This is a genomic window from Actinoplanes sp. NPDC051411, from assembly GCF_040682075.1.
Lineage (GTDB): Bacteria > Actinomycetota > Actinomycetes > Mycobacteriales > Micromonosporaceae > Actinoplanes.
This window is the reverse complement of the sequence record NZ_JBFBAD010000173.1, coordinates 1-18634: the sequence shown is the minus strand read 5'-3', so window position 1 is coordinate 18634 and position 18634 is coordinate 1. Positions and strand designations below refer to the sequence as shown.

Here is an 18634-nt window from a genome sequence, read left to right as displayed (position 1 = left end):
TTTGTGCCGGGAGTTGGGCCCAAGATCGAACTAGATGCTTTACCTCGACCTTGGGCCCATCTCCCGGCTCACGTCCCAGCGCAGGAAAGCCTCATGCAGCCTCAGTAACATCAGCAAACGTCCCCCCAAGAGCCGCAACGGCAGACGAAGCCGAAACCTGAAGAGCCACCCCCCGCTCCCCAGCCCCCAGGCTGATGACACGGCCCCGCATCGAAACATCCGCGATCACCGGCCACGGCGTGGAAGACCCGAACGGCGTGATCGTCCCCCGCTCATACCCCGTAGCCGCTTTGGCCGTCGCCGCGTCAGGCAAGGCGAGGCGGTTCACGCCCAGGAGCGCCCGCAACTTCGGCCATGAAATGACCCGGTCGCCCGGGACCAGGACGAACAGGAAGTCGCCTTCGCCCCTGCGCACCACCAACGTCTTGACGAGGTCGCCGGCCGGGATTCCCTGGGCGGCCGCCGCCTCGAGCAGGCTGCCGGCCGGCCCGTGGTGGACGAGTTTGTAGGTGATGCCCAGCGCGGCGGCGGCCGCTTCGGCGGGTCCTGGCATGGAGCAGACTGTAGCCGGGCCGGAATAAGTCCGGCGGCAGTGACTTGTAACGCGTACCAAGAGATCGCGTAGAGAGAAGGCGTCATGGCTGACAAGCCCGTTCTCCAGCCCGGACCCGATCATCCGATCACCGTCACGCCCAACAGCAACCGGGTGATCGTGACCGTGGCGGGCAAGGTGATCGCCGACACGCGGAACGCGCTCACGCTGCAGGAGGCCAGCTATCCGCCGGTGCAGTATGTGCCGTTGAGCAACGTCGACGAGTCGGTGTTGCGGCGCACCGCGACCGAGAGTTACTGCCCGTACAAGGGTGAGGCCAGCTACTACTCGATCGCGGTGGATGATGAGACGGCCGTGGACGCGGTCTGGGAGTACCAGAATCCGTATCCGGCGGTGGCCGGCATCAAGGGCCACGTCGCGTTCTATCCGGACCGGGTCGAGTCGATCGATGTGGAGGCCGACGGCGACCGTTCCTGAAAGGGGAGGTCGGGCGCCGGCTGGGCGGCGCGCATTCTCAGGCGTACGTCGTGGAGCGCGGCCCGCGCCGGCCCGAAGTGTTCGCGGGCGGCCAGTTTCGCGTGGGTGACCAGCATGGTGGGTGAGCGGCCGGCCCGGGTGGACGGTTGATAGCCGAACCGGGCCAGCCGGCGTCCGAAGACGGCTTCGCAGTGCCGCACCTCGTCGGGGGTGAGGCGCTGCTGCCAGCTGCCCGCTCGGGAGGTGGTGACCGCCGAGCGGGTGAGCTGGTGCCACGTCTTGTATGTGGGCACCGCGACTGCCGCGACCGACGAGGGTTCGGCCATCGCCGGGTCGTAGTCCTCGTCCAGGAACGAGCAGATTTTCCGCAGGTGGGTCGCGGGGTCGCCGACCAGGTCTTCGTAGCGCACCTGGTGGTAGACCGTGGCCGGGTAGCGGCGGGCGGCGCGGGCGGAGGCGTCGGCCGAGCGGGCCCAGTAGTCGATGAGCTGCCCGAAGTCGTGTGGGCGCCACGGGGTCTCTTTGAGGGAGGCCACGCAGTCGCGTCCGTCGCGGACGATGTCGATGATCTGGGCGTCCGGGAACAGGCGCAGCAGGATCGGCAGGTTGCGCAGGTAGGACGGCCGTTTGTCGCCCCAGCGGGGTTTGCCGAAGCGGTCGGCGTACATCTTGAACACCGTGCCCAGCGCGGAGCCGAGCGTGCCCGGCGCCTCCGCGATCGACGTGATCACCTCGTCTCGGGGCAGGCCGAGGTCGCCGAACTGGGGTGTCCGGACGATCCACGAGGCGAGGGCCTGGCGGTTCTCGGCCGAGGACAGGTCTCCGATCTGGTAGCGGCGGCGGTAGGCGGCGAGCAGGAACCGGCTTTCCGGTGGCACCGCGATCCGCGGGTGGGCGTGGAGCATGAGCTGGAGCATTGTCGTGCCCGAACGTGGGCAGCCGACGACGAACACGGGACGATCACTGGGCATTGGCGCACACCTTTGGCAGTGCTCGGCTGATTCTTGACCGGTCAGGTCGACTTTGTGCCGAGCACGTTGGACGCCGAAGCTGTGCGACATTGTGGGCAGACCTAGGTGTCCGCTGTGAAACCGGCCGATTCAGCACATCCGGTGACAGTTGCTGTCGGCCCGTAACCGGTTGCCCGTAGCCCTTTCGGGTGACGTCTCTAGACGGCGAGGGTCAGTGACGCGACGGAGCCCGAGACGACGCCGATGGCTCCACCCTCGTACGCGTAAGCCGGGGAAACCGGAAGCGTGAGCCGCCCGCTGAGCAGGAGCCCGGTGGCCTTCGTCGCCTGGGCGACGCTGGGGTAGATCTCGTAGTGGATCAGGCCGTTGCCGGGGAAGACGCTCGTGAAGGTCACCCGGCCGTCGGCGCCGGTGGCCTGGACGCCGCGCAGGTAGTTCTCGCCGGTCAGCGCGGGCGAGTAGAGCGAGTAGTCGCCGTTGCGGTCGGCGTGCCAGAGGTAGACGGCGAGGCCGGCCGCCGGGATGCCGGTGGCGGCGCCGGCGAGGCGCAGGTCGATGGTGAGCGGGAGGCCGCGCGCGACGCCCTTGGCGGTGCCGAAGCTGCGGCGGATGTCGCTGCGGACCAGGGAGGCCGCCTCGCACTCCAGGGTGCCGGCGAGAACCGCGACGGTCGTCCCGCCGGAGAGGCCGAGCATCCGCCGGCGGCGCAGCAGCGGTACGTCGTGGCTCAGTCCGCGCTCGTCCATTCTTTCTCCCCCGTCCGCGGGTCGTCCGACCCGTCGCTCTGTCCTTCGGCCGGCAGGGGGTGTTCGCTTCGGCCGGCACCCAAGCTGCTCCGGGCTATCAACACACTTGCCGCGGCGGTGATCGCGGCGAGCACGGTGAACGGCAGGGCGCGGCCGTGGGTGTAGAGCACGGTGAAGAACGTCGGCGCGACGATCAGGGCGACCGCGAAGCCGTACTGCATGACGGCCAGGTAGCGGCCGCGGAGGTGTTCGGGGGCGGCGGCCGAGGCGAGGGCGTTGGCGACCGGGGCCATGATCAGCTCGCCGGCGGCGAAGAAGGCCATGGCGAGGGGAAGGTAGCCGATCAGGAGCGCGCCCGGGATCTTGACGGCGAGGGCCATGGCGAGCGACCAGACGACCATGAACGAGCCGGCCAGGGCGAGGGCGCGGGTGCGGGGCAGGCGGCGGACCAGCCGGACGGCGAGGGTCTGGCCGGTGGCGAGCAGGATCGTGTTGAAGGCGAGCAGCGGGCCGGCGAGCCACGCCGGGGCGGGCAGGCCTTCGACCACGTAGACCGGTACGGCCGTGCCGACCATCACCGCGACCAGGTTGAAGATCCCGTTGATCGCGATGAAGCCCAGGTAGGGGCGGTCGCGGAGCAGGTCGCGGTAGCCGCCGGGCGTCCGGTCGGCCCGGGCGGCGCGCGCCACTCGGGGAACGACGAGCAGGGTCGCCGCCGACACCAGGTAGGAGGCGGCGTTGATCACGACCACGGGACGGTAGGCGTGCGGCCCGCCGGACAGGGCCAGGCCGGCGACCAGCGAGCCGGCCCCCACACCGGCCGACTGCACCATGCTGAACAGGGCGAACGTGCGGTCCTGCCCGGCGCGCCCGGGCGGTGCCAGCTCGGTGACCAGCGTGAAGACCGAACACCAGAACATCCGCTGGCCGACGGCCACGATCAGGGAGGGAACCAGGACCGAGACCGGTCCATGCGCTCCGACGTACGCCGCGAAGCCGATGCCCTGAAGCACCTGGGCCGCGATCACGATGCCCCGTGGGCCGTAGCGGTCGACCAGGTGACCGACCACCACCGGCACCGGGAGCGACGCCAGCGTGGCCACGCTGATCAGCAGCCCGATCGTGGGCAGCGACAGGTCGGTGACCGCCTGGAAGTAGAGCAGCGAGATCGGCGCGAACAGGCCGGTGCCTGCCATGTCGATGCCGAGCGCCGCCAGCAGTGCCGCGCGCCCCCGTCGGACAGACATTTCGGCGATCCTGCCCGTCGTGTCAGATCGGCCGCAACCGATTTACCGCCGTCCTATCCCCGCAACGCCGAGTGCAGCGCCGCCACCTCGGCCGGGTCGGCCTCGTAGGGCAGGTAGAACGAGATCCGGTCGATGAGGCCGGTGAACCTCTCGGTCAGTTTCGCGGCCACGGTCGCCGCGTCGCCCGACACCGCGAACGCGTCGAGCACGTCGTCGTCGATCGCCCCGGCCATCTCGTCCCACGCCTGGCGGCGCGACATCGCGTTGAGCCGCTCGGCCAGGTCGCCCCACCCGTGCAGGTCGAGCACCGCCCGGTAGGACGGGGTCGAGGCGTAGAACGCGATCTGCCCGCGGACCGCCCGGTCGGCCCGGCGCCGGGACTCCTCGTCGGCGCCGAGCACGACCAGCGCCGACAGCCCGAGCATGAACCCGTCGAGACTCCCCCCGCGGGCCGCGGTCACCGCCGGGATCGTCTTCTCGCGCAGGTATCGCGTACTGGTCAGGGGATGGACCAGGAGTCCGTCCGCCACCCTCCCGGCCACCGCGGTCATCCGCTCGCCGACCGCGGCCAGCAGCACCGGCGGGTTGCCGTGCGGGTTGGGCCCCGGGTTGAAGAAGTCGGTCATCAGCGTGTGCTGGTAGAACTCGCCGCGGTAGGCCAGCCGCTCGCCGGTCGCCCAGGCGTGCCAGATCGCCTTGACCGCGCCGAGGAAGTCTTCCATGCGGGCCGCCGGCCGGCCCCACGGCATCGCGAACCGGCGCTCGATGTGGGGCTTCACCTGGGAGCCGAGCCCGAGCTGGAACCGCCCGCCGGAGATCAGCTGGACGTCGTTGGCGTCGATCGCGACGGTCATCGGGTTGCGCGCGAAGGCGACCGCGATCGACGACTGCAGCTCGATGCGGCTGGTCGCGCGGGCCGCCAGGGCGAGGGACGAGAACACGTTGTGGCGGGTCTCGGCCGCCCCGAACCCGTCGTAGCCGAGTTTCTCGGCCTCGACGGCGAGGCTCTCGACCTCGAGGGGGGACGCGCTGATCGGGGCGGCGGAGTCGACGAGCATGACCACAGTCATAGCATCTCGACCTCTAGTTGAGGGTTAGGGTCGCTCCGGTCTCAACCTCTCGTCGACCTTGAGCCACGAGCGCGGCCGTGGGCAGCCTGAGCAGGCCTTCCTCGGTGCGGAACTCCGCCGCGACGGCGTCGAACGAGGCCCGGATGCGTTCGCGGATCTCGGGCGTCTGGCGGCGGAGCACGGCGCCGGTCGCGTTCAGCCCGGCCACCGCACCGCCCCACCACGCCTCCGTCGTCGTCTCGTGGATCCACTCGATCCGCTGGCAGGTGACGCCTTGGAGACCGGCCGCCCTCAAAAGGCCGCCCGTCCCCTCGGTGGTCCTCGGAAAGTTCTTCGCCCGATCGACACCGATCAGGCCCGACACCTCGACGCCGGCGTGGCGGTAGACCATCGTCCAGAGCGACTGGGCGATCGGCGCCGGGTGCGGCCAGACGGTGACCGCGACCCGGCCGCCCGGCCGGGCCGCATTTCTCATCGCGGCGACGGTGGCCGCCGGGTCGCCCACGTGGTTGATCACGAAGTTGGCGACCACGGCGTCGAACGTGGCGTCCGGAAACGGAAGGGCGGGCAGAATCGCCGGCCGCACCTCGGCCTCCGGCAGCCGGGCGGCGGTCGCCGCGACCATCGACGGCTCGGCGTCGACCGCGGTCACCCGGGCGCCGCGGCCGACCGCCAGGGCGGCCACGGTCCCCGTGCCGGTGCCCACGTCCAGCAGCACGGTTCCCTCGCCGACGCCGGCGGCGTCGAGCAGATCGACGGCGGCTCCGGCGCAGAAGGGGCCAAAGGTTCTCGCGTACGCCTCGGCGCCGTCCGCCCAGCGGACGCGCTCGGTCTCGTCATAGCTCATCGGCACGCCGACGATTATCACCGGCGGACTCCGGACGGTCAGACCAACTCGAGGCCGCCGTCCATGGTCAGCACCTGGCCGGTGAGCCAGGTGGTCGCCGGCTCGGCCAGACGCAGGATCCAGGCCGCGACCTCGGCCGGGTCGCCGCGCCGGCCCAGCGGGATGCGCCGGGCCTCATCGGCCTTGACCCGCTCGATGACGTCCCCGGAGAGGCCGGCCGCCGCGAGTGCCTCGCTCTCGGTCGGGCCGGGGGCCAGGCAATTGACCCGGATGCCGTCCGGCGCGAGTTCGACCGCCCAACTGCGGGTGAGATGCTCGACGGCCGCTTTGGACGCGGCATAGTGGCCGGCGCCGGCGATCGGCCGGTGGCCGTAGGTGCTGGAGACGTTGACGATCGAGCCCCGCGTCCTCCGCAGATGCGGCAGGGCGGCCTGGGCGAGCAGGCTCGGTGCGGTGACGTTGAGATCCCAGAGCAGGCCCAGGTCGGCGGGAGTGATCTCCGCCAGCGGCAGCAGCCGGGTGGCCCCGGCGTTGTTGACCACCACGTCCAGCCGGCCCCACCGCTCGACCGCGGCGGTGACGATCTCCTGAGCGGCGCCGGGGGCGGTGATGTCGGCGGCGTGCGGAGCGATGCGGTCGCTCCCGGCCGCGGTGCTCTCCAGAGCGAGCCGGCGGCGGCCGACACCGAGAACCTGCGCGCCGGCGTCGGCCAGCGCCCGCGCGACGGCCCGGCCGATGCCGGAACCGGCTCCCGTGACGATCGCGACGCGGTCGGCGAAGTCGAGTGAGGGCAAAGCAACTCCCCATGTGTTCGATGTTCGTAGAACGTCGAACAAGCTAGCATGGGCCCATGCGCGCGGCCAACCATCCGGAGCGGGACGAGATCACCCTGATCGAGGTGATGAAGGCGCTCGGCGATCCCATCCGGGTGGGGGTGGTCCGAGTGCTCTCCGACGGCCTCGAGCGAGGGTGGGGCGAGCTGCGGGCCCCGGTCGCGAAGTCAACCCTCAGCCACCACATGCAGGTGCTGCGGGCCGCCGGGGTGACGCGCACCCGGCTGGAGGGCACCCGGTGCTACGTGCGGCTACGCCGCGACGACCTGGACGAGAGGTTCCCGGGGCTGGTCGACGCGCTCCTCGCCGCCGCCGGCCAGGACGAGGTGGGCAGCGAGGTCGGACTCCGTCCTGTCGCCGCGCCTTAACGTTCGCTAAAGTGGGGCCCGGCTCCTCGACCAGGAGGCATTCTCGCCGCCGGCCCACCCTCGCCGGCGTTCCTGTTCGAGCCCCCGTTCGAGGAGTTCCATGTCTCCCGCCCGCCGCCTGGACGGCGTCGCCAGCTCGCCCGTCCGTGACCTGCTCGCCCTGATCGACCGGCCCGAGGTGATCTCCTTCGCCGGTGGACTGCCCGCTCCCGAGCTGTTCGACCTCGACGGTCTCCGGGCCGCGTTCGACCGGGTGCTGTCCACGCCGGACGCCCGCCGCAACCTCCAGTACGCCCCGACCGAAGGCAACCCGGCCCTGCGCGCCCAGGTAGCGGCCCGGATGACCGCGCGCGGCCTGCCGACCACCGCCGGCGACCTGCTCGTCACCACCGGCTCCCAGCAGGGACTGACGCTGATCACGACCGCGCTGCTCGACCCGGGCGCGGTGGTGGCGGTCGAGGAGCCGACCTATCTGGCCGCCTTGCAGTGCTTCCAGCTGGCCGGCGCCGAGATCGTGACCCTGCCCGGCCCGGATCCCGCCGGCTGGGAGCAGGTGCTGGCCACCGCACGGCCGACGCTCGTCTATCTGGTGCCCAACTTCGCCAACCCGACCGGCCGCACGATGCCTTGCTCCGCACGCGCCACCGTGGTGGCGCTGGCGGCGAAGTACGGCGCCTGGGTGGTCGAGGACGATCCGTACGGGGAGCTGCGCTACCGCGGATCGCCGGTGCCCGCCCTGGCCGCCCAGCCGGGGGCCGACGACCGGGTACTGCACCTCGGCAGCTTCTCCAAGATCGCGGCGCCGGGGCTGCGGCTCGGCTGGGTCCGGACGCCGCCGTCGCTGCGGCCGGCCCTGACCGTGGCCAAGCAGGCGGCCGACCTGCACACCTCGACGATCGACCAGGCGGCGGCCGCGGCCTGGCTGGCCGCGACCGACCTGGACGCGCACGTCGGCCGGCTTCGCGACGCGTACCGTGAACGGCGGGACGCGATGATGTCCGCGATGCCGGCGACCGCGCCGGAGGGAAGCGTCTGGTCGGACCCGGAAGGTGGCATGTTCACCTGGGTGCGGCTGCCCGGCGCGGTGGACGCCGCGTCGGTGCTCCCCCGGGCCGTGGCGAACAATGTGGCTTTCGTGCCGGGTGCGCCGTTCTATGCCGGGCGGGCCGACCCGGCGACGCTGCGGCTGTCCTTCACGACGAACACCCCGTCACAGATCGCCGAGGGCATGCGACGGTTGGCCGCGGTCCTTCGGTAGCGGCCGCGCTTTCGCCGGCGGCGCGCTTGCGGGGCGCGGCCGAGGGAGTGCGCAGCCCGGCTGCCGGGGCCTAGGGTTTGCCGCCGTTGACGGTGACCACGCCCTTGCCGTTCGGCTTGAGCCGGAAGGTCCAGCGGCGGGCGACGGCGCCGTCGCAGCGGTACTGAACCGCGGCGCCGCCGGGCAACGCGGTCAGGCAGCGGTCGCTGGCCGCGTTGATCACGTAGATGCCGGTGCCCGGCGCGTCCTTCAGGCGCCAGGTGTCGCCCAGGGCGTCGCCGCAGGGGCCGGCCGCGAGGTCGGCGCCCCCCGTCGGCACGAGACAGCGGCCGCTGCCGGCGTTCTCGACCCGGAAGCGGCCGTCGAGCGAGACCGGCACCAGCTTCCAGCGGTAGGCGTCGTCGAGCACGCAGCGCCGCTGGTAGGCCGGGCCACTGCCGCCCGGCGCGGTCAGGCACTGGAAGCTGGCGACGTTGACCGCGTACAGGCCGGGCAGCAGGCCGGAGACGTCGGGCACCGGCAGCGGCCAGCCCGGGGCGGCGCCGCGCGCGGCGGCCGGTCCGGACACGGAGGTGGCGTGCCCGGCCGGGCTTGCGGGGCGGCCGGCGCGGGCGGCGGTGGGCAGGGGCAGAGTCAGGGCACTCGCGGCGAGCACGGCCAGGCCGGCGCGGCGGATATTCATGGGTATCGGCTTTCCGGCGAGCGTCGTCGCTCGCCTCAGATCCGGACAAATCGGGCGGCCCGCCTAAGGTACCGCCCGATCGCCGGATCGCTCGCCGAAACGCCGGGTGATCAGCCTCCGGTGTACGCCGCGTAGGACGTGTCGGCGTGCCGCTTGGCCTCGGCCGGGTCGCCGCCCGCCGCGATCTCGGCCCCGGCCCAGCCGTCGGCACTGCCCCGCAGCATCGCCCGGCCCTCGTCGGAGGCGAGCCAGGACGCCACGTCGGCGTTGTCGGGCACCGCCGACGGGTCGCCGAGATGCTTGGCCAGGCCCCAGAAGCCCGAGTCCCAGCCGAGCCCGGTCGCCCCCGGCCCGAACTGCTGCCACATCTCGTCGTCGACGTGCGCCACGTGCTCGAGCTCGAAGCGGGTGCGGCCCGGGCCCTCGGGCGTCAGCCGCACCTCGATCCAGCTCACCATGTCGCCGAACTCCCAGGTCGCGGCGTATCCGTGGGGGCGGTCGCAGGCCGTCACCGTGCCGCCCGCGTTGCCGGTCAGCTGGTAGTGGCCGCCCAGCTTGAGCTCGCCCTCGACGGGCAGGAACCAGCGCGCGATGCGCGACGGGTTGGTCACCACGTCCCACAGGTCGTCCTGGTCGGTGTCGTAGACCTGGCTGATCGTCTGCACCCGCGCCTCGCCGCCCTCGAGCGTGCGCGTGCCCAACGTGCGGCGCACGCTGGTGATGTGCTGCCGGGCATCGGTCATCGGTCGTTCCCCTCATCGGCAAGTCGTCGCTGACGTTTGCCGCGGGCCACCTCGGTGGCCATCGCGGTCAGGTGCGGCGTCCAGAAGCGCCGGAACCGGTCGAGCCAGGCGTCGGCCTCGCGCAGCGCGGTGTCGTCGACCGCGTAGAGCCGGCGCGCCCCGTCCGGCCGGACGGTGGCGAAGCCGTTGTCGCGCAGCACCCGCAGGTGCTGGGAGACGGCCGGCTGGGTGATCCCGAACTCGGCCCGGATGACCTCGGTGACCGCGCCCGAGGTCTGCTCGCCGTCGGCGAGCAGCTCCAGGATGCGGCGCCTCACCGGGTCGCCGAGCACGTCGAACGCATGCACAGCCGGACTCTATCAGTGCCTTCTTATATAAGCCAGCACTACCGGTTGACCGCGTTGCGAATGGCGTCGGCCATCGTCGAGGCGGCGGCCACGCGCAGCAGGTCGAGGTTGACCTCCTCGGCGACCTCGCCGGTCGCCAGCGCGACCACGGCGTCGCCGTCGAACCGCGAATGAGCCGGATTCAGCGCCCGGGCGAAACCGGTGTGCCCGCTCTGGGCGAGCAGATAGCAGTCGGCCTTGCTCAGCCTGGCGTCGGTCAGCAGCACCGCGACCGTGGTGTTGGCCATCTCGAACGGGTTCCCGGCGACCGGCGGGTCCTCCTCGGAAGAGCCGGCGAACACCGGCCGGCCGTCCGGGCCGGTCACGTCGCCCCACGCGTTGACCACGGCGACCGCGGCCAGGGAGGCCGGACCGACCGAGGAGACCGCCAACCCGACGCCGCCCGGGTCGAGCCGCTCGCGCCACTTGCCGGTCGTCGCACCGGCGCCCGCGCCGACCGCGCCGGTCGTGAACTCCTCGCCGCTCATCGCGGCCACGACCGCCCGGCGGCCGCTCACCGCGTCCGGCGGGGCGCCCGCCACCGAGCCGTCGAAGATCGACATGCCGACGACGATCGGGACCGGGCCGAGCGGGGTCGGGAAGCCGACCGCCAGCTCGCGCAGCAGGCCAACCACGCCGTCCCCGGCGGCCAGGCCGAACGCGGAACCGCCCGAGAGCACCACGGCGTCGACCCGGTCGACGGTGCGGGACGGGTCGAGCAGGGCGAACTCGCGGGTGGCCGGGGCCCCGCCCCGTACCTCTCCGGAGCCGACCGTCCCGGGCGGCGGGAGGATGACCGTGACCCCGGTCCCGGTCCCGGTCCAATGACCCGCCCAGGCGGAAAGCAGCTGAGGATCGCTCACTCTGCCATCTAATACCGGCTGATACGGGAGCGGACCATCGACCACGCGCCGCGGCCGCCGGTCGCGTTCATCGTTGATCACCATACGATTCGGGGCGGGGGCCGGAGACGCGATTCGAGGAGCGCCGATGAATGTCGTGACAATGTCCGCCGCCGGGGTCACGGTGCTGGTCGACACGGCCGGGCCGGGGCTGCCGGTCGTCGCGTACTGGGGGCCGGAGCTGCCCGGGATCGACGACGGGCAGGCGGCGGCGATGGTGCGGGCGGCCGAGCCGGTGGCCGGCACCAACAACGTCGACGTGCCGCCGCGGGTGGCCGTGCTGCCCGAGCACCACACCGGGTGGACCGGGCGGCCGGGGCTCAGCGGGGCGTTCCCGGACGGCTCCGGGTGGTCGCCGTCGTTCGCGCTCACCGGCGTGCGGGCCGGGGACAACCGGATCGAGGCGGAGGCGGTCGACGACTCCGGGCGGCTCGCGCTGAGCCTCGAACTGGAACTGCTGCCGACCGGCATCCTGCGGGCGCGGGCGGAATTGGGCAATCGCGGTTCCTCGGCGTACGGAATCAATGATTTGGTTCTGTCTTTTCCGCTGCCGGCCGAGGCGAGCGAGATTCTCGACTTCGGCGGCCGGCACAACCTGGAAAGGGTGCCGCAACGCGGCGAATTGCGCACCGGGGCCCACGTGCGGGAAAACCGGAAGGGGCGCACGGGGGCCGACAGCGCCTATGTGCTGCACGCCGGCGAGCCGGGGTTCGGGTTCGGAAGCGGCCGCGTCTGGGCCGTGCACACCGCTTGGAGCGGAAACCACATCCATTACGCCGAGCGGGTCTCCACCGGCGAGCAGCGCATTGGCGGCGGCGAATTGCTGCTGCCGGGCGAGGTACGCCTGGCGCCCGGGTCGTCCTACCGCACGCCGTGGGTCTACGGCAGTTTCGGGGACGGGCTCGACGAGGTCGCACGACGTTTCCACCAGCATCTGCGGAGCCGGCCGAATCCGGTCGACCCGGCGCGGCCGGTGACGCTGAACGTGTGGGAGGCCGTCTATTTCGACCACGATCTGGCGCGCCTGCTGGATCTGGCCGAGCGGGCGGCGGCGGCCGGGGTCGAGCGCTATGTGCTCGACGACGGATGGTTCGGGTCACGGCGCGACGACACATCCGGGCTCGGCGACTGGGTGGTGTCGCCCGAGGTGTGGCCGCGGGGACTGCACCCGCTGATCGACCGGGTGAAGCAGCTGGGAATGCAGTTCGGGCTGTGGTTCGAGCCGGAAATGGTGAATCCCGATTCCGACCTCGCCCGCGCCCATCCCGACTGGATCATGGCGGCGCGACAGTCCTGGCCGGTCGAGTCGCGGCATCAACAGGTGCTCAACATCGGCATTCCGGCGGCCTACGAACACGTCAGGGCACAGATCTTCGCCGTTCTCGGCGAGTACGACATCGATTACATCAAGTGGGACCACAACCGGGATCTGATCGAGGCGGGGACGCAGCCGACGGGATCACCGGGCGTCCACGCGCAGACCCTGGCCTTCTACCGTCTGCTCGACGAGATCCGGGAATTCCGCCCCGGGCTCGAGATCGAATCGTGCTCGTCCGGCGGCGCCCGCATCGATCTGGAGGTGCTGACCAGGACCGACCGGGTCTGGGTCTCCGACAACATCGACCCGCACGACCGCCAGCACATGCTCCGCTGGACGACCCAGCTGGTCCCGCCGGAATACCTCGGCTCGCACATCGCCTCGGACCGCTCCCACACCACCGGCCGGCGGCACGACCTGGCCTTCCGCGGCGCGACCGCGATCTTCGGCCACCTCGGCATCGAATGGGACCTGACCCGTGCCTCGCCGGCCGCGCTGGAAGAACTCGCCGAATGGGTCGCCTTCTTCAAGACCGGGCGCGGCCTCCTGCTCGGCGGCGACCTGGTCCGACTGGACGGCTACGGTCCGGACGTCATGGTGCACGGCGTGGTGGCGCCGGGCCGCGAAAGGGCCCTTTTCGCGATGGCCACGCTGGCCAGTCCCTATCCCGATCCGCCGGCCCGGATGCGTTTCCGGGGCCTGGACCTCCGGCGCCGTTACCGGGTGCGGCCGCTATTCACCGACGTCGCCGTTTCCCGGCCGGCGTGGTGGAGCGACGACCTGATCCTCACCGGTGCGGCGCTCATCCATTTCGGCGTGGCATGCCCCCGCGTGCACCCGGACCAGGTCGTCCTCTATTCCGTTACCGCTGCCGAAGCGGCTTGAGGACGGGCGCGACCTTCTGCAATTCGTCGAGCATCCCCTTGGCGGCGGCGGTCATCACATCGTTCGGGTGGATCTGCCCGTCGTCGCCGAGGAAATTGCGCACGAACGGGATGTTCACCGCCTCCGGCACCATGAAAAGCTTCAGCGCGTACGCCACGTCGTGCAGCGCCATGGCCGATCGGGTGCCGGCGGCCACCCCGCCGTAGCTCACCACACTGGCCGGCTTGTAGTTCCACTCGTGGTGCAGATAGTCGAGCGCGTTCTTCAGCGAGGCCCCGAGCGCATAGTTGTATTCCGGGATGACGAAGACAATGGCGTCGGCCGCCGCCACCTTCTCGCTCCACCGCTTGGTGTGGTCGTGCAGATAATTGCGCAGCCGCGGGTGGTGGGGCTCGTCCAGGAACGGCAGGTTCTCCTCGGCCAGATCGGCCACGGTCACCTGAAAACCGCCGTGCTCCTTCGCCGCCTCGACAAACCACTGCGACACGGGCAGGCCGATCCGCCCGGGCCGGGTGCTCGCCACGACCACCAACAGGTTGAGGTCACTCACTGGTACTCCTTGCGGGGGCAATATTTGCTGGGCGAAGCAATCTTACCGGGTCGCCCGCGCTTCCCGTCGCGCGGCCTTCGGGCGTACGCGCCCCGGCCAGGCCACTTCGTCAACCGCGAGAAAGGGCTCCCGCGCGACGGAGACCGGCGTCGTGCCGGTGAACGCCATGACATCCCGGTGAAGATGCGACTGGTCGGCATACCCGCAGTCGGCCGACACATGCGCCGGCCCGTGCCCCTCGGCCAGCCGGTGCGCGGCCCGGTCGAACCGGACCAGCTTCGCCGCCTGCTTCGGTGGCAACCCGCCCTGAGCGTGGAAGCGCGCCCAGAGCCGCTTCCGGCTCCAGCCGACCTGCTCGGCGACGTCCTCGATCCGGACCAGGCCCCGGCTCCCGGAGATGCGCCGCCAGGCCCAGGCCACTTCCCGGTCAACAGGCCTCCGCGCGACCCGGCGCCCCAGCCAGTCGTCGGTCAACGCGAACCGCTCATCCCACCCGGCCCGCTCGCTCAGCCGCTCGCACAACTCGGCGGCTTCCCGGCCCCACAGGTCACGCGGGGAGACCAGCTCGCCGCCCAGTTCGCTCGGCCCGACCCCGAGAATCCCCCGGGCGACCACCGGCGAGAGACGCACCTGCACACACCGCATGCCGGCCGCCTGCCGCATGCCGACGGTGCCCTGCCAGCCGATGCCGGCGACGAGGCTGCCCCGGCGCTCCCGCCCGGCCGCGTCGGCCATCACCACCTCGGCCGGCCCGAACATCAACGCGACGGTGACCGCGGGATGCGGGATCAGCCGCAGGCCGGCCGGATTCCGCCCCCGGTCGGCAAACCCGGCCATCGCCACGCCGGGTGTCCGAATCGGGCGGCCCGGGCCGGCCACGTCCCACAGGAACTCCCCCGCCATCCCCCCATGCTAGAAACCGGTGACGGTGTACGCACACATCCCGGCGTCGGGCGCATCGTCGACGTTGCGGTGAGGTGATCTGATGGACCTCGTCGCATCCAGCAGGGGAAGGGCTATATGAGCCGGTTGTCGATGCTGTCCGCCGTCGAGATCGCAACAGACCGGCTCCTGCTGCGCAAGGCACGCGACGCCGATCGAGAAAGGCTCATCGAGCTGCAGACCGACCCGCGGGTCTGGGCCTACCTCGGCGGCACGCGTCCCCGGGAGACTGTCGAGCAGCGCCTTGACGCGATCGGCGGCGCAGCCAACGCGACCCCGAATCCCGGCGGCTTCATCATCGCCGACAAGGCCACCGACGACCTCATCGGAACCGTGGAGCTCAAACGCCGGGCCGCCGAGCTGCCCGGTCACGTCACCGAGGACGGCGAAGAACTGGAGCTGAGTTACCTGCTGCGGCCCGACGCCTGGGGCGCGGGCCTGGCGTTCGAGGCCACCACCGCCGCGTTGCGCGCCGCGGCCGACGAACTCCCCGACCAGCCGGTCGTCGTCGTGACCCAGACAGCCAACGCGCGCTCGCTCGGACTCGCGGCCCGCCTGGGATTCCACCGGGTCAGCACCTTCCGAGAGTACGACGCCGAACAGACCTTGGCCCGGGCCGCCCTTCACTCATTCAAAGCCTGAACAGCGAACCATCCTGCGAATCGGTTGCCTGAGTAGCGGCCGTGGCTGCGCGGGCGAGAGCAGCCACCGACGGGGATGTGCTGTGCGCGGGCCAGGCGAGCAGAAGGACGACTGGAGGGACGCCGGCCACCGGTACCGCGGTGAGATCGTCGCGTAGCGGCGTAGTCAGTACCCGCGGTAACACGGCGACCTTGCGTCCGAGGGCGACCAGGTGCATCAAGGTGCTGAGGCTGTCCGTCCCGCCGGCATCGTTGGAACCGCTGGGCTTGCGGTGCAGGTTTTCACCTGCAAGATCGGCCATCCGCAGGCTCGACCGGTGCGCGAGTGGATGGGATGCCGGCAGCACAGCGACCGGTGCTTCGGTCAGCAGTGTTTCGGTGTCGAGCCCCTGCAGATCGTCGGGCGGTGCGTACAGCAGTGCCGCGTCGGCCCGCCCTTCGCGCAGCGTACGAGCGCTGTCAGCATCGAAGACCACCTCGGCCGGCAATACGTCCGGCTCGCGTTCGTACGCGGCGAGGATGCCCGGAAGCAGGCCCCCGTCACCGCCCGGCTTCATGGCGAGCAACAAGCGCGGCTCACGGTTGCCGGCCCGCCGGGTCCGCGCCGCCGCGGCGGACACCGCCTCCAACACGACATGGGCCTCGCGAGTCAATATGCGGCCGGCCTCGGTCAGCGCGACCGCCCGGCTGGTCCGCTCGAACAAGGTGACGCCCAGCTTGCGCTCCAGTTGCCGGATCGCTTTGGACAGTGCGGGCTGCGCGATGCCCAGCCGGGTCGCGGCGCGGCCGAAGTGCAGTTCCTCGGCAACCGCCGAGAAATACGCCAGCTCCCGCGTCTCCAACCGATCCATTCATACAGGTTATCGATCGCGTCCCGGCCGGTCTTGGACGCGCTGCCGGAACCGATGATGAGGTGAATGCCGGCCCGTCGACATGTCCGGCGGCCGACATCCTGTCGAAGGAGACCACCATGCCCGCGATTGCGCTCGTCGCCGCCGGGGCGCGCCTCGGCCTGTCCCTTGGGAAGATCTTCGGCCATCAGGGCTTCGATGTAGCCCTCATCGCTCGCTCGAAGCAACGACTTGGTGAGCTCACCGACGAGCTGACGGCCGAAGGTGTCAACACGGCAAGCTTCCCCGCCGACGTCACCGACCGTGCCGCTCTGGCGGCGGCCCTGCACAACGCCGCGGAACGGCTCGGCGCGATCGACGTGATGCACTACTCCGCCCCGCCGGCCGGAAACAGCGAAGCCGTACGCAACACCGGAGCGCTGGACGTCAGCGTGGACGACCTCGCACCTCAGATCGAGAGCATCTGTTACGGGGCGATCACCGCGACACGCACGGTGCTGCCGACAATGCTGGCGGCCGGCGCCGGAACACTTCTCTACACCACCGGCGCATCCTCGGTCATTCCCGTACCGATGTTCGTTGGTGCCGGAATGGCCGGCGCAGCTCTCCGCAAGTGGGTTGTCACCCTCAACAGCGCGCTGGCCGACAGAGGAATCTACGCCGGGCACGTCGCGATCGGCGCATGGATAGCCGGAACCCCGGGCACTCCGCACGACGCCAAACCCAAGCATCCCGACGACATCGCACGCCTCTACTGGAACCTGCACGTCAACCGGGAAACCGCCGACCGCCTCATCTCCGCCTGATCAATGCCCGCTCCCCCGCCGGGGCCGGCCGGGCGACGGCCCTTCAGGGTTGACAAGGGTCGATCAATGGCGGAGCTTCGGTAAAACGCTGGGAACGCTCCCAGCGGGTTCCCTCCACCGTTTCCTCGACAACAGAGGAGCAGAGCGTGCACCTCCACCATGCCCGCCGCCGCGCACTCACCAGCGCGGTGGCAGCGGTGACCACCCTCGTGACAGCGTTCGCGCTGAGCAGTCCCGCTCAGGCCGCGATCGCCGACCACACCCGCTTCTACACCCCGCCGCCGGACCCCGGCGCGGTCCAGCAGATCAAGCAGCTCGCGGTCGCCCATGACTTCGCCGACGCCGCCAAGATCCTTCAGATGGTCGCGACGCCCCAGGCCGTCTGGTTCACCAGCGGATCCGGGAGCAGCCTCACCCGCTCGGTCGCCACCGACGTGCGGGCGGCGGCCGCCCGGCACACCGTTCCCGTCCTGGTCGCCTACAACATCCCGTACCGGGACTGTTCGCAGTATTCGGCCGGCGGCGCGGCGAACATCGCCGACTACGAGGCGTGGATCGACGCCTTCGCGGCCGGGATCGGCCGTAACCAGGCCGCCGTCATGCTGGAGCCCGACAGCCTCGGCATCATCCCGTGGTACACGACCATCAACGGTTCCCTGGAATGGTGCCAGCCGGCCGACGCCGACCCGGCCACCGCGGCCACCGACCGGTTCACGATGCTCAACTACGCCGTGAACAAGCTCAAGTCACTGCCGCACACCAGCGTCTACCTCGACGGCACGCACAGCGCCTGGCTCGGCGTCGGTGACATCGCCGACCGGCTCATCAAGGCCGGCGTCGCCAAGGCCGACGGCTTCTTCCTGAACGTGTCGAATTACGAGACCACCGAGCGGCAGCTCAAGTTCGGCGACTGGATCTCCAAGTGCATCTACTACGGCTCGACCGGCGGCGCTCTCACCAACTGCGCCAGCCAGTACTACCCGGCCGACCCGAACGACTTCAGCACGTGGGGCCTCAGCGACGCCTGGTACGACGCCAACGTCGGCACGGTCTCCCCGAGCAAGCTGGCCCACTTCGTGGTCGACACCAGTCGCAACGGCCAAGGCCCGTGGACACCGCCGGCCGGCAACACCTGGCCCGACCCGCAGACCTGGTGCAACCCGCCGGACCGGGGGCTGGGCATCCGGCCCACCACCGGCACCGGTGACCCGCTCGCCGACGCGTTCCTCTGGGTGAAGACGCCCGGCCAGTCCGACGGTCAGTGCGACCGCGGCACCGGCTCCGGCCTCGACCCGGCGCGCGGCAACACCGCCGACCCCGCCGCGGGCGCGTGGTTCCCGCAGCAGGCCCTCGAGCTCGTGAACGACGCCAACCCGCCCCTGCGCTGAGATCACCCGGCCGGCGGGCTGCCCCGGAGACGTAACGAATTTCCAGCGCCATGGGCACCGGTACCAGCCCGGGCCCGGCGGCCCACCGGCCGGGGGGGGCGGGTCGAGAAGGTACGCGCCCCCCCCGGCCATCCCAAACCCGCCCCCCCCAAGACAGGCCCGGGGGGGTA

21 protein-coding genes are annotated in these 18634 nt (G+C 71.2%); 7 read left to right on the top strand and 14 right to left on the bottom strand.

Annotated elements, in window-relative coordinates:
- Positions 1 to 91: 91 nt before the first annotated feature.
- Entirely contained in the window at positions 92 to 553 is a 462-nt protein-coding gene (locus AB0M88_RS48130) for a YbaK/EbsC family protein (RefSeq protein ID WP_364114128.1), read from the bottom strand.
- A gap of 84 nt (positions 554 to 637) precedes the next feature.
- On the opposite strand from AB0M88_RS48130, the gene AB0M88_RS48125 reads away from it, so the two are divergent.
- Positions 638 to 1030, top strand: coding sequence for a DUF427 domain-containing protein (locus AB0M88_RS48125; protein WP_364114126.1), 393 nt, complete (start codon positions 638 to 640; stop codon positions 1028 to 1030).
- On the opposite strand, the gene AB0M88_RS48120 is transcribed toward AB0M88_RS48125, so the two are convergent.
- From AB0M88_RS48120 to AB0M88_RS48095, 6 genes are all read right to left on the bottom strand, one after another.
- Positions 976 to 2001 (bottom strand): sulfotransferase, encoded by a 1026-nt coding sequence (locus AB0M88_RS48120; RefSeq protein ID WP_364114124.1) that lies wholly within the window; start codon positions 1999 to 2001, stop codon positions 976 to 978. The genes AB0M88_RS48125 and AB0M88_RS48120 overlap by 55 nt on opposite strands.
- Before the next feature lie 197 nt (positions 2002 to 2198).
- Positions 2199 to 2747 (bottom strand): hypothetical protein, encoded by a 549-nt coding sequence (locus AB0M88_RS48115; protein ID WP_364114122.1) that lies wholly within the window; start codon positions 2745 to 2747, stop codon positions 2199 to 2201.
- Positions 2729 to 3994 carry an MFS transporter gene (locus AB0M88_RS48110; RefSeq protein WP_364114120.1) on the bottom strand — a complete coding sequence of 422 codons (1266 nt, stop codon included), beginning with the start codon at positions 3992 to 3994 and terminating at the stop codon, positions 2729 to 2731. The genes AB0M88_RS48115 and AB0M88_RS48110 overlap by 19 nt, the downstream gene beginning before the upstream one ends.
- Before the next feature lie 53 nt (positions 3995 to 4047).
- Positions 4048 to 5052 (bottom strand): TIGR03617 family F420-dependent LLM class oxidoreductase, encoded by a 1005-nt coding sequence (locus tag AB0M88_RS48105; RefSeq protein ID WP_364114118.1) that lies wholly within the window; start codon positions 5050 to 5052, stop codon positions 4048 to 4050.
- Positions 5053 to 5077: 25 nt separating this feature from the next.
- Positions 5078 to 5911 (bottom strand): class I SAM-dependent methyltransferase, encoded by an 834-nt coding sequence (locus AB0M88_RS48100; RefSeq protein WP_364114130.1) that lies wholly within the window; start codon positions 5909 to 5911, stop codon positions 5078 to 5080.
- A gap of 38 nt (positions 5912 to 5949) precedes the next feature.
- On the bottom strand, positions 5950 to 6705 hold the full coding sequence (locus AB0M88_RS48095; RefSeq protein WP_364114116.1) for an SDR family oxidoreductase: 756 nt from the start codon (positions 6703 to 6705) through the stop codon (positions 5950 to 5952).
- 56 nt (positions 6706 to 6761) lie between these two features.
- On the opposite strand from AB0M88_RS48095, the gene AB0M88_RS48090 reads away from it, so the two are divergent.
- Together AB0M88_RS48090 and AB0M88_RS48085 are read left to right on the top strand one after the other, a co-directional pair.
- Positions 6762 to 7112: a transcriptional regulator gene (locus AB0M88_RS48090; RefSeq protein ID WP_364114114.1), complete on the top strand. Its 351-nt coding sequence runs from the start codon at positions 6762 to 6764 to the stop codon at positions 7110 to 7112.
- A gap of 100 nt (positions 7113 to 7212) precedes the next feature.
- On the top strand, positions 7213 to 8370 hold the full coding sequence (locus AB0M88_RS48085; protein ID WP_364114112.1) for a PLP-dependent aminotransferase family protein: 1158 nt from the start codon (positions 7213 to 7215) through the stop codon (positions 8368 to 8370).
- Positions 8371 to 8440: 70 nt separating this feature from the next.
- On the opposite strand, the gene AB0M88_RS48080 is transcribed toward AB0M88_RS48085, so the two are convergent.
- The 4 genes from AB0M88_RS48080 to AB0M88_RS48065 all read right to left on the bottom strand — a co-directional run bounded on the left by AB0M88_RS48080 (position 8441) and on the right by AB0M88_RS48065 (position 11044).
- The gene (locus tag AB0M88_RS48080; protein WP_364114110.1) at positions 8441 to 9052 is read right to left on the bottom strand and encodes an RICIN domain-containing protein; all 612 of its coding nucleotides are present in this window, start codon (positions 9050 to 9052) and stop codon (positions 8441 to 8443) included.
- A gap of 110 nt (positions 9053 to 9162) precedes the next feature.
- Positions 9163 to 9795, bottom strand: coding sequence for an SRPBCC family protein (locus AB0M88_RS48075; RefSeq protein WP_364114108.1), 633 nt, complete (start codon positions 9793 to 9795; stop codon positions 9163 to 9165).
- Positions 9792 to 10142 (bottom strand): metalloregulator ArsR/SmtB family transcription factor, encoded by a 351-nt coding sequence (locus AB0M88_RS48070; RefSeq protein WP_364114106.1) that lies wholly within the window; start codon positions 10140 to 10142, stop codon positions 9792 to 9794. The genes AB0M88_RS48075 and AB0M88_RS48070 overlap by 4 nt, the downstream gene beginning before the upstream one ends.
- Before the next feature lie 38 nt (positions 10143 to 10180).
- The gene (locus AB0M88_RS48065) at positions 10181 to 11044 is read right to left on the bottom strand and encodes a P1 family peptidase (protein WP_364114104.1); all 864 of its coding nucleotides are present in this window, start codon (positions 11042 to 11044) and stop codon (positions 10181 to 10183) included.
- A gap of 127 nt (positions 11045 to 11171) precedes the next feature.
- On the opposite strand from AB0M88_RS48065, the gene AB0M88_RS48060 reads away from it, so the two are divergent.
- Positions 11172 to 13286, top strand: a complete 2115-nt coding sequence (locus tag AB0M88_RS48060) for an alpha-galactosidase (RefSeq protein WP_364114102.1) — start codon at positions 11172 to 11174, stop codon at positions 13284 to 13286.
- Here AB0M88_RS48060 and AB0M88_RS48055 read toward each other — a convergent pair.
- Both AB0M88_RS48055 and AB0M88_RS48050 read right to left on the bottom strand, forming a co-directional pair.
- The gene (locus AB0M88_RS48055) at positions 13264 to 13836 is read right to left on the bottom strand and encodes an NAD(P)H-dependent oxidoreductase (RefSeq protein ID WP_364114100.1); all 573 of its coding nucleotides are present in this window, start codon (positions 13834 to 13836) and stop codon (positions 13264 to 13266) included. The genes AB0M88_RS48060 and AB0M88_RS48055 overlap by 23 nt on opposite strands.
- 42 nt (positions 13837 to 13878) lie before the next feature.
- Positions 13879 to 14739 carry an AraC family transcriptional regulator gene (locus tag AB0M88_RS48050; protein WP_364114098.1) on the bottom strand — a complete coding sequence of 287 codons (861 nt, stop codon included), beginning with the start codon at positions 14737 to 14739 and terminating at the stop codon, positions 13879 to 13881.
- 117 nt (positions 14740 to 14856) lie between these two features.
- On the opposite strand from AB0M88_RS48050, the gene AB0M88_RS48045 reads away from it, so the two are divergent.
- Entirely contained in the window at positions 14857 to 15420 is a 564-nt protein-coding gene (locus AB0M88_RS48045; RefSeq protein ID WP_364114096.1) for a GNAT family N-acetyltransferase, read from the top strand.
- Here AB0M88_RS48045 and AB0M88_RS48040 read toward each other — a convergent pair.
- Entirely contained in the window at positions 15410 to 16270 is an 861-nt protein-coding gene (locus AB0M88_RS48040; RefSeq protein WP_364114094.1) for a LysR family transcriptional regulator, read from the bottom strand. The two genes, AB0M88_RS48045 and AB0M88_RS48040, sit on opposite strands and share 11 nt — an antisense overlap.
- Positions 16271 to 16332: 62 nt before the next feature.
- On the opposite strand from AB0M88_RS48040, the gene AB0M88_RS48035 reads away from it, so the two are divergent.
- Together AB0M88_RS48035 and AB0M88_RS48030 are read left to right on the top strand one after the other, a co-directional pair.
- Positions 16333 to 17076: an SDR family NAD(P)-dependent oxidoreductase gene (locus AB0M88_RS48035; protein WP_364114092.1), complete on the top strand. Its 744-nt coding sequence runs from the start codon at positions 16333 to 16335 to the stop codon at positions 17074 to 17076.
- A 146-nt stretch (positions 17077 to 17222) separates the two neighbouring features.
- A complete protein-coding gene (locus tag AB0M88_RS48030; protein WP_364114090.1) occupies positions 17223 to 18464 on the top strand; it encodes a glycoside hydrolase family 6 protein in 1242 nt (413 codons plus the stop codon).
- The last annotated feature ends 170 nt before the right edge of the window (positions 18465 to 18634 follow it).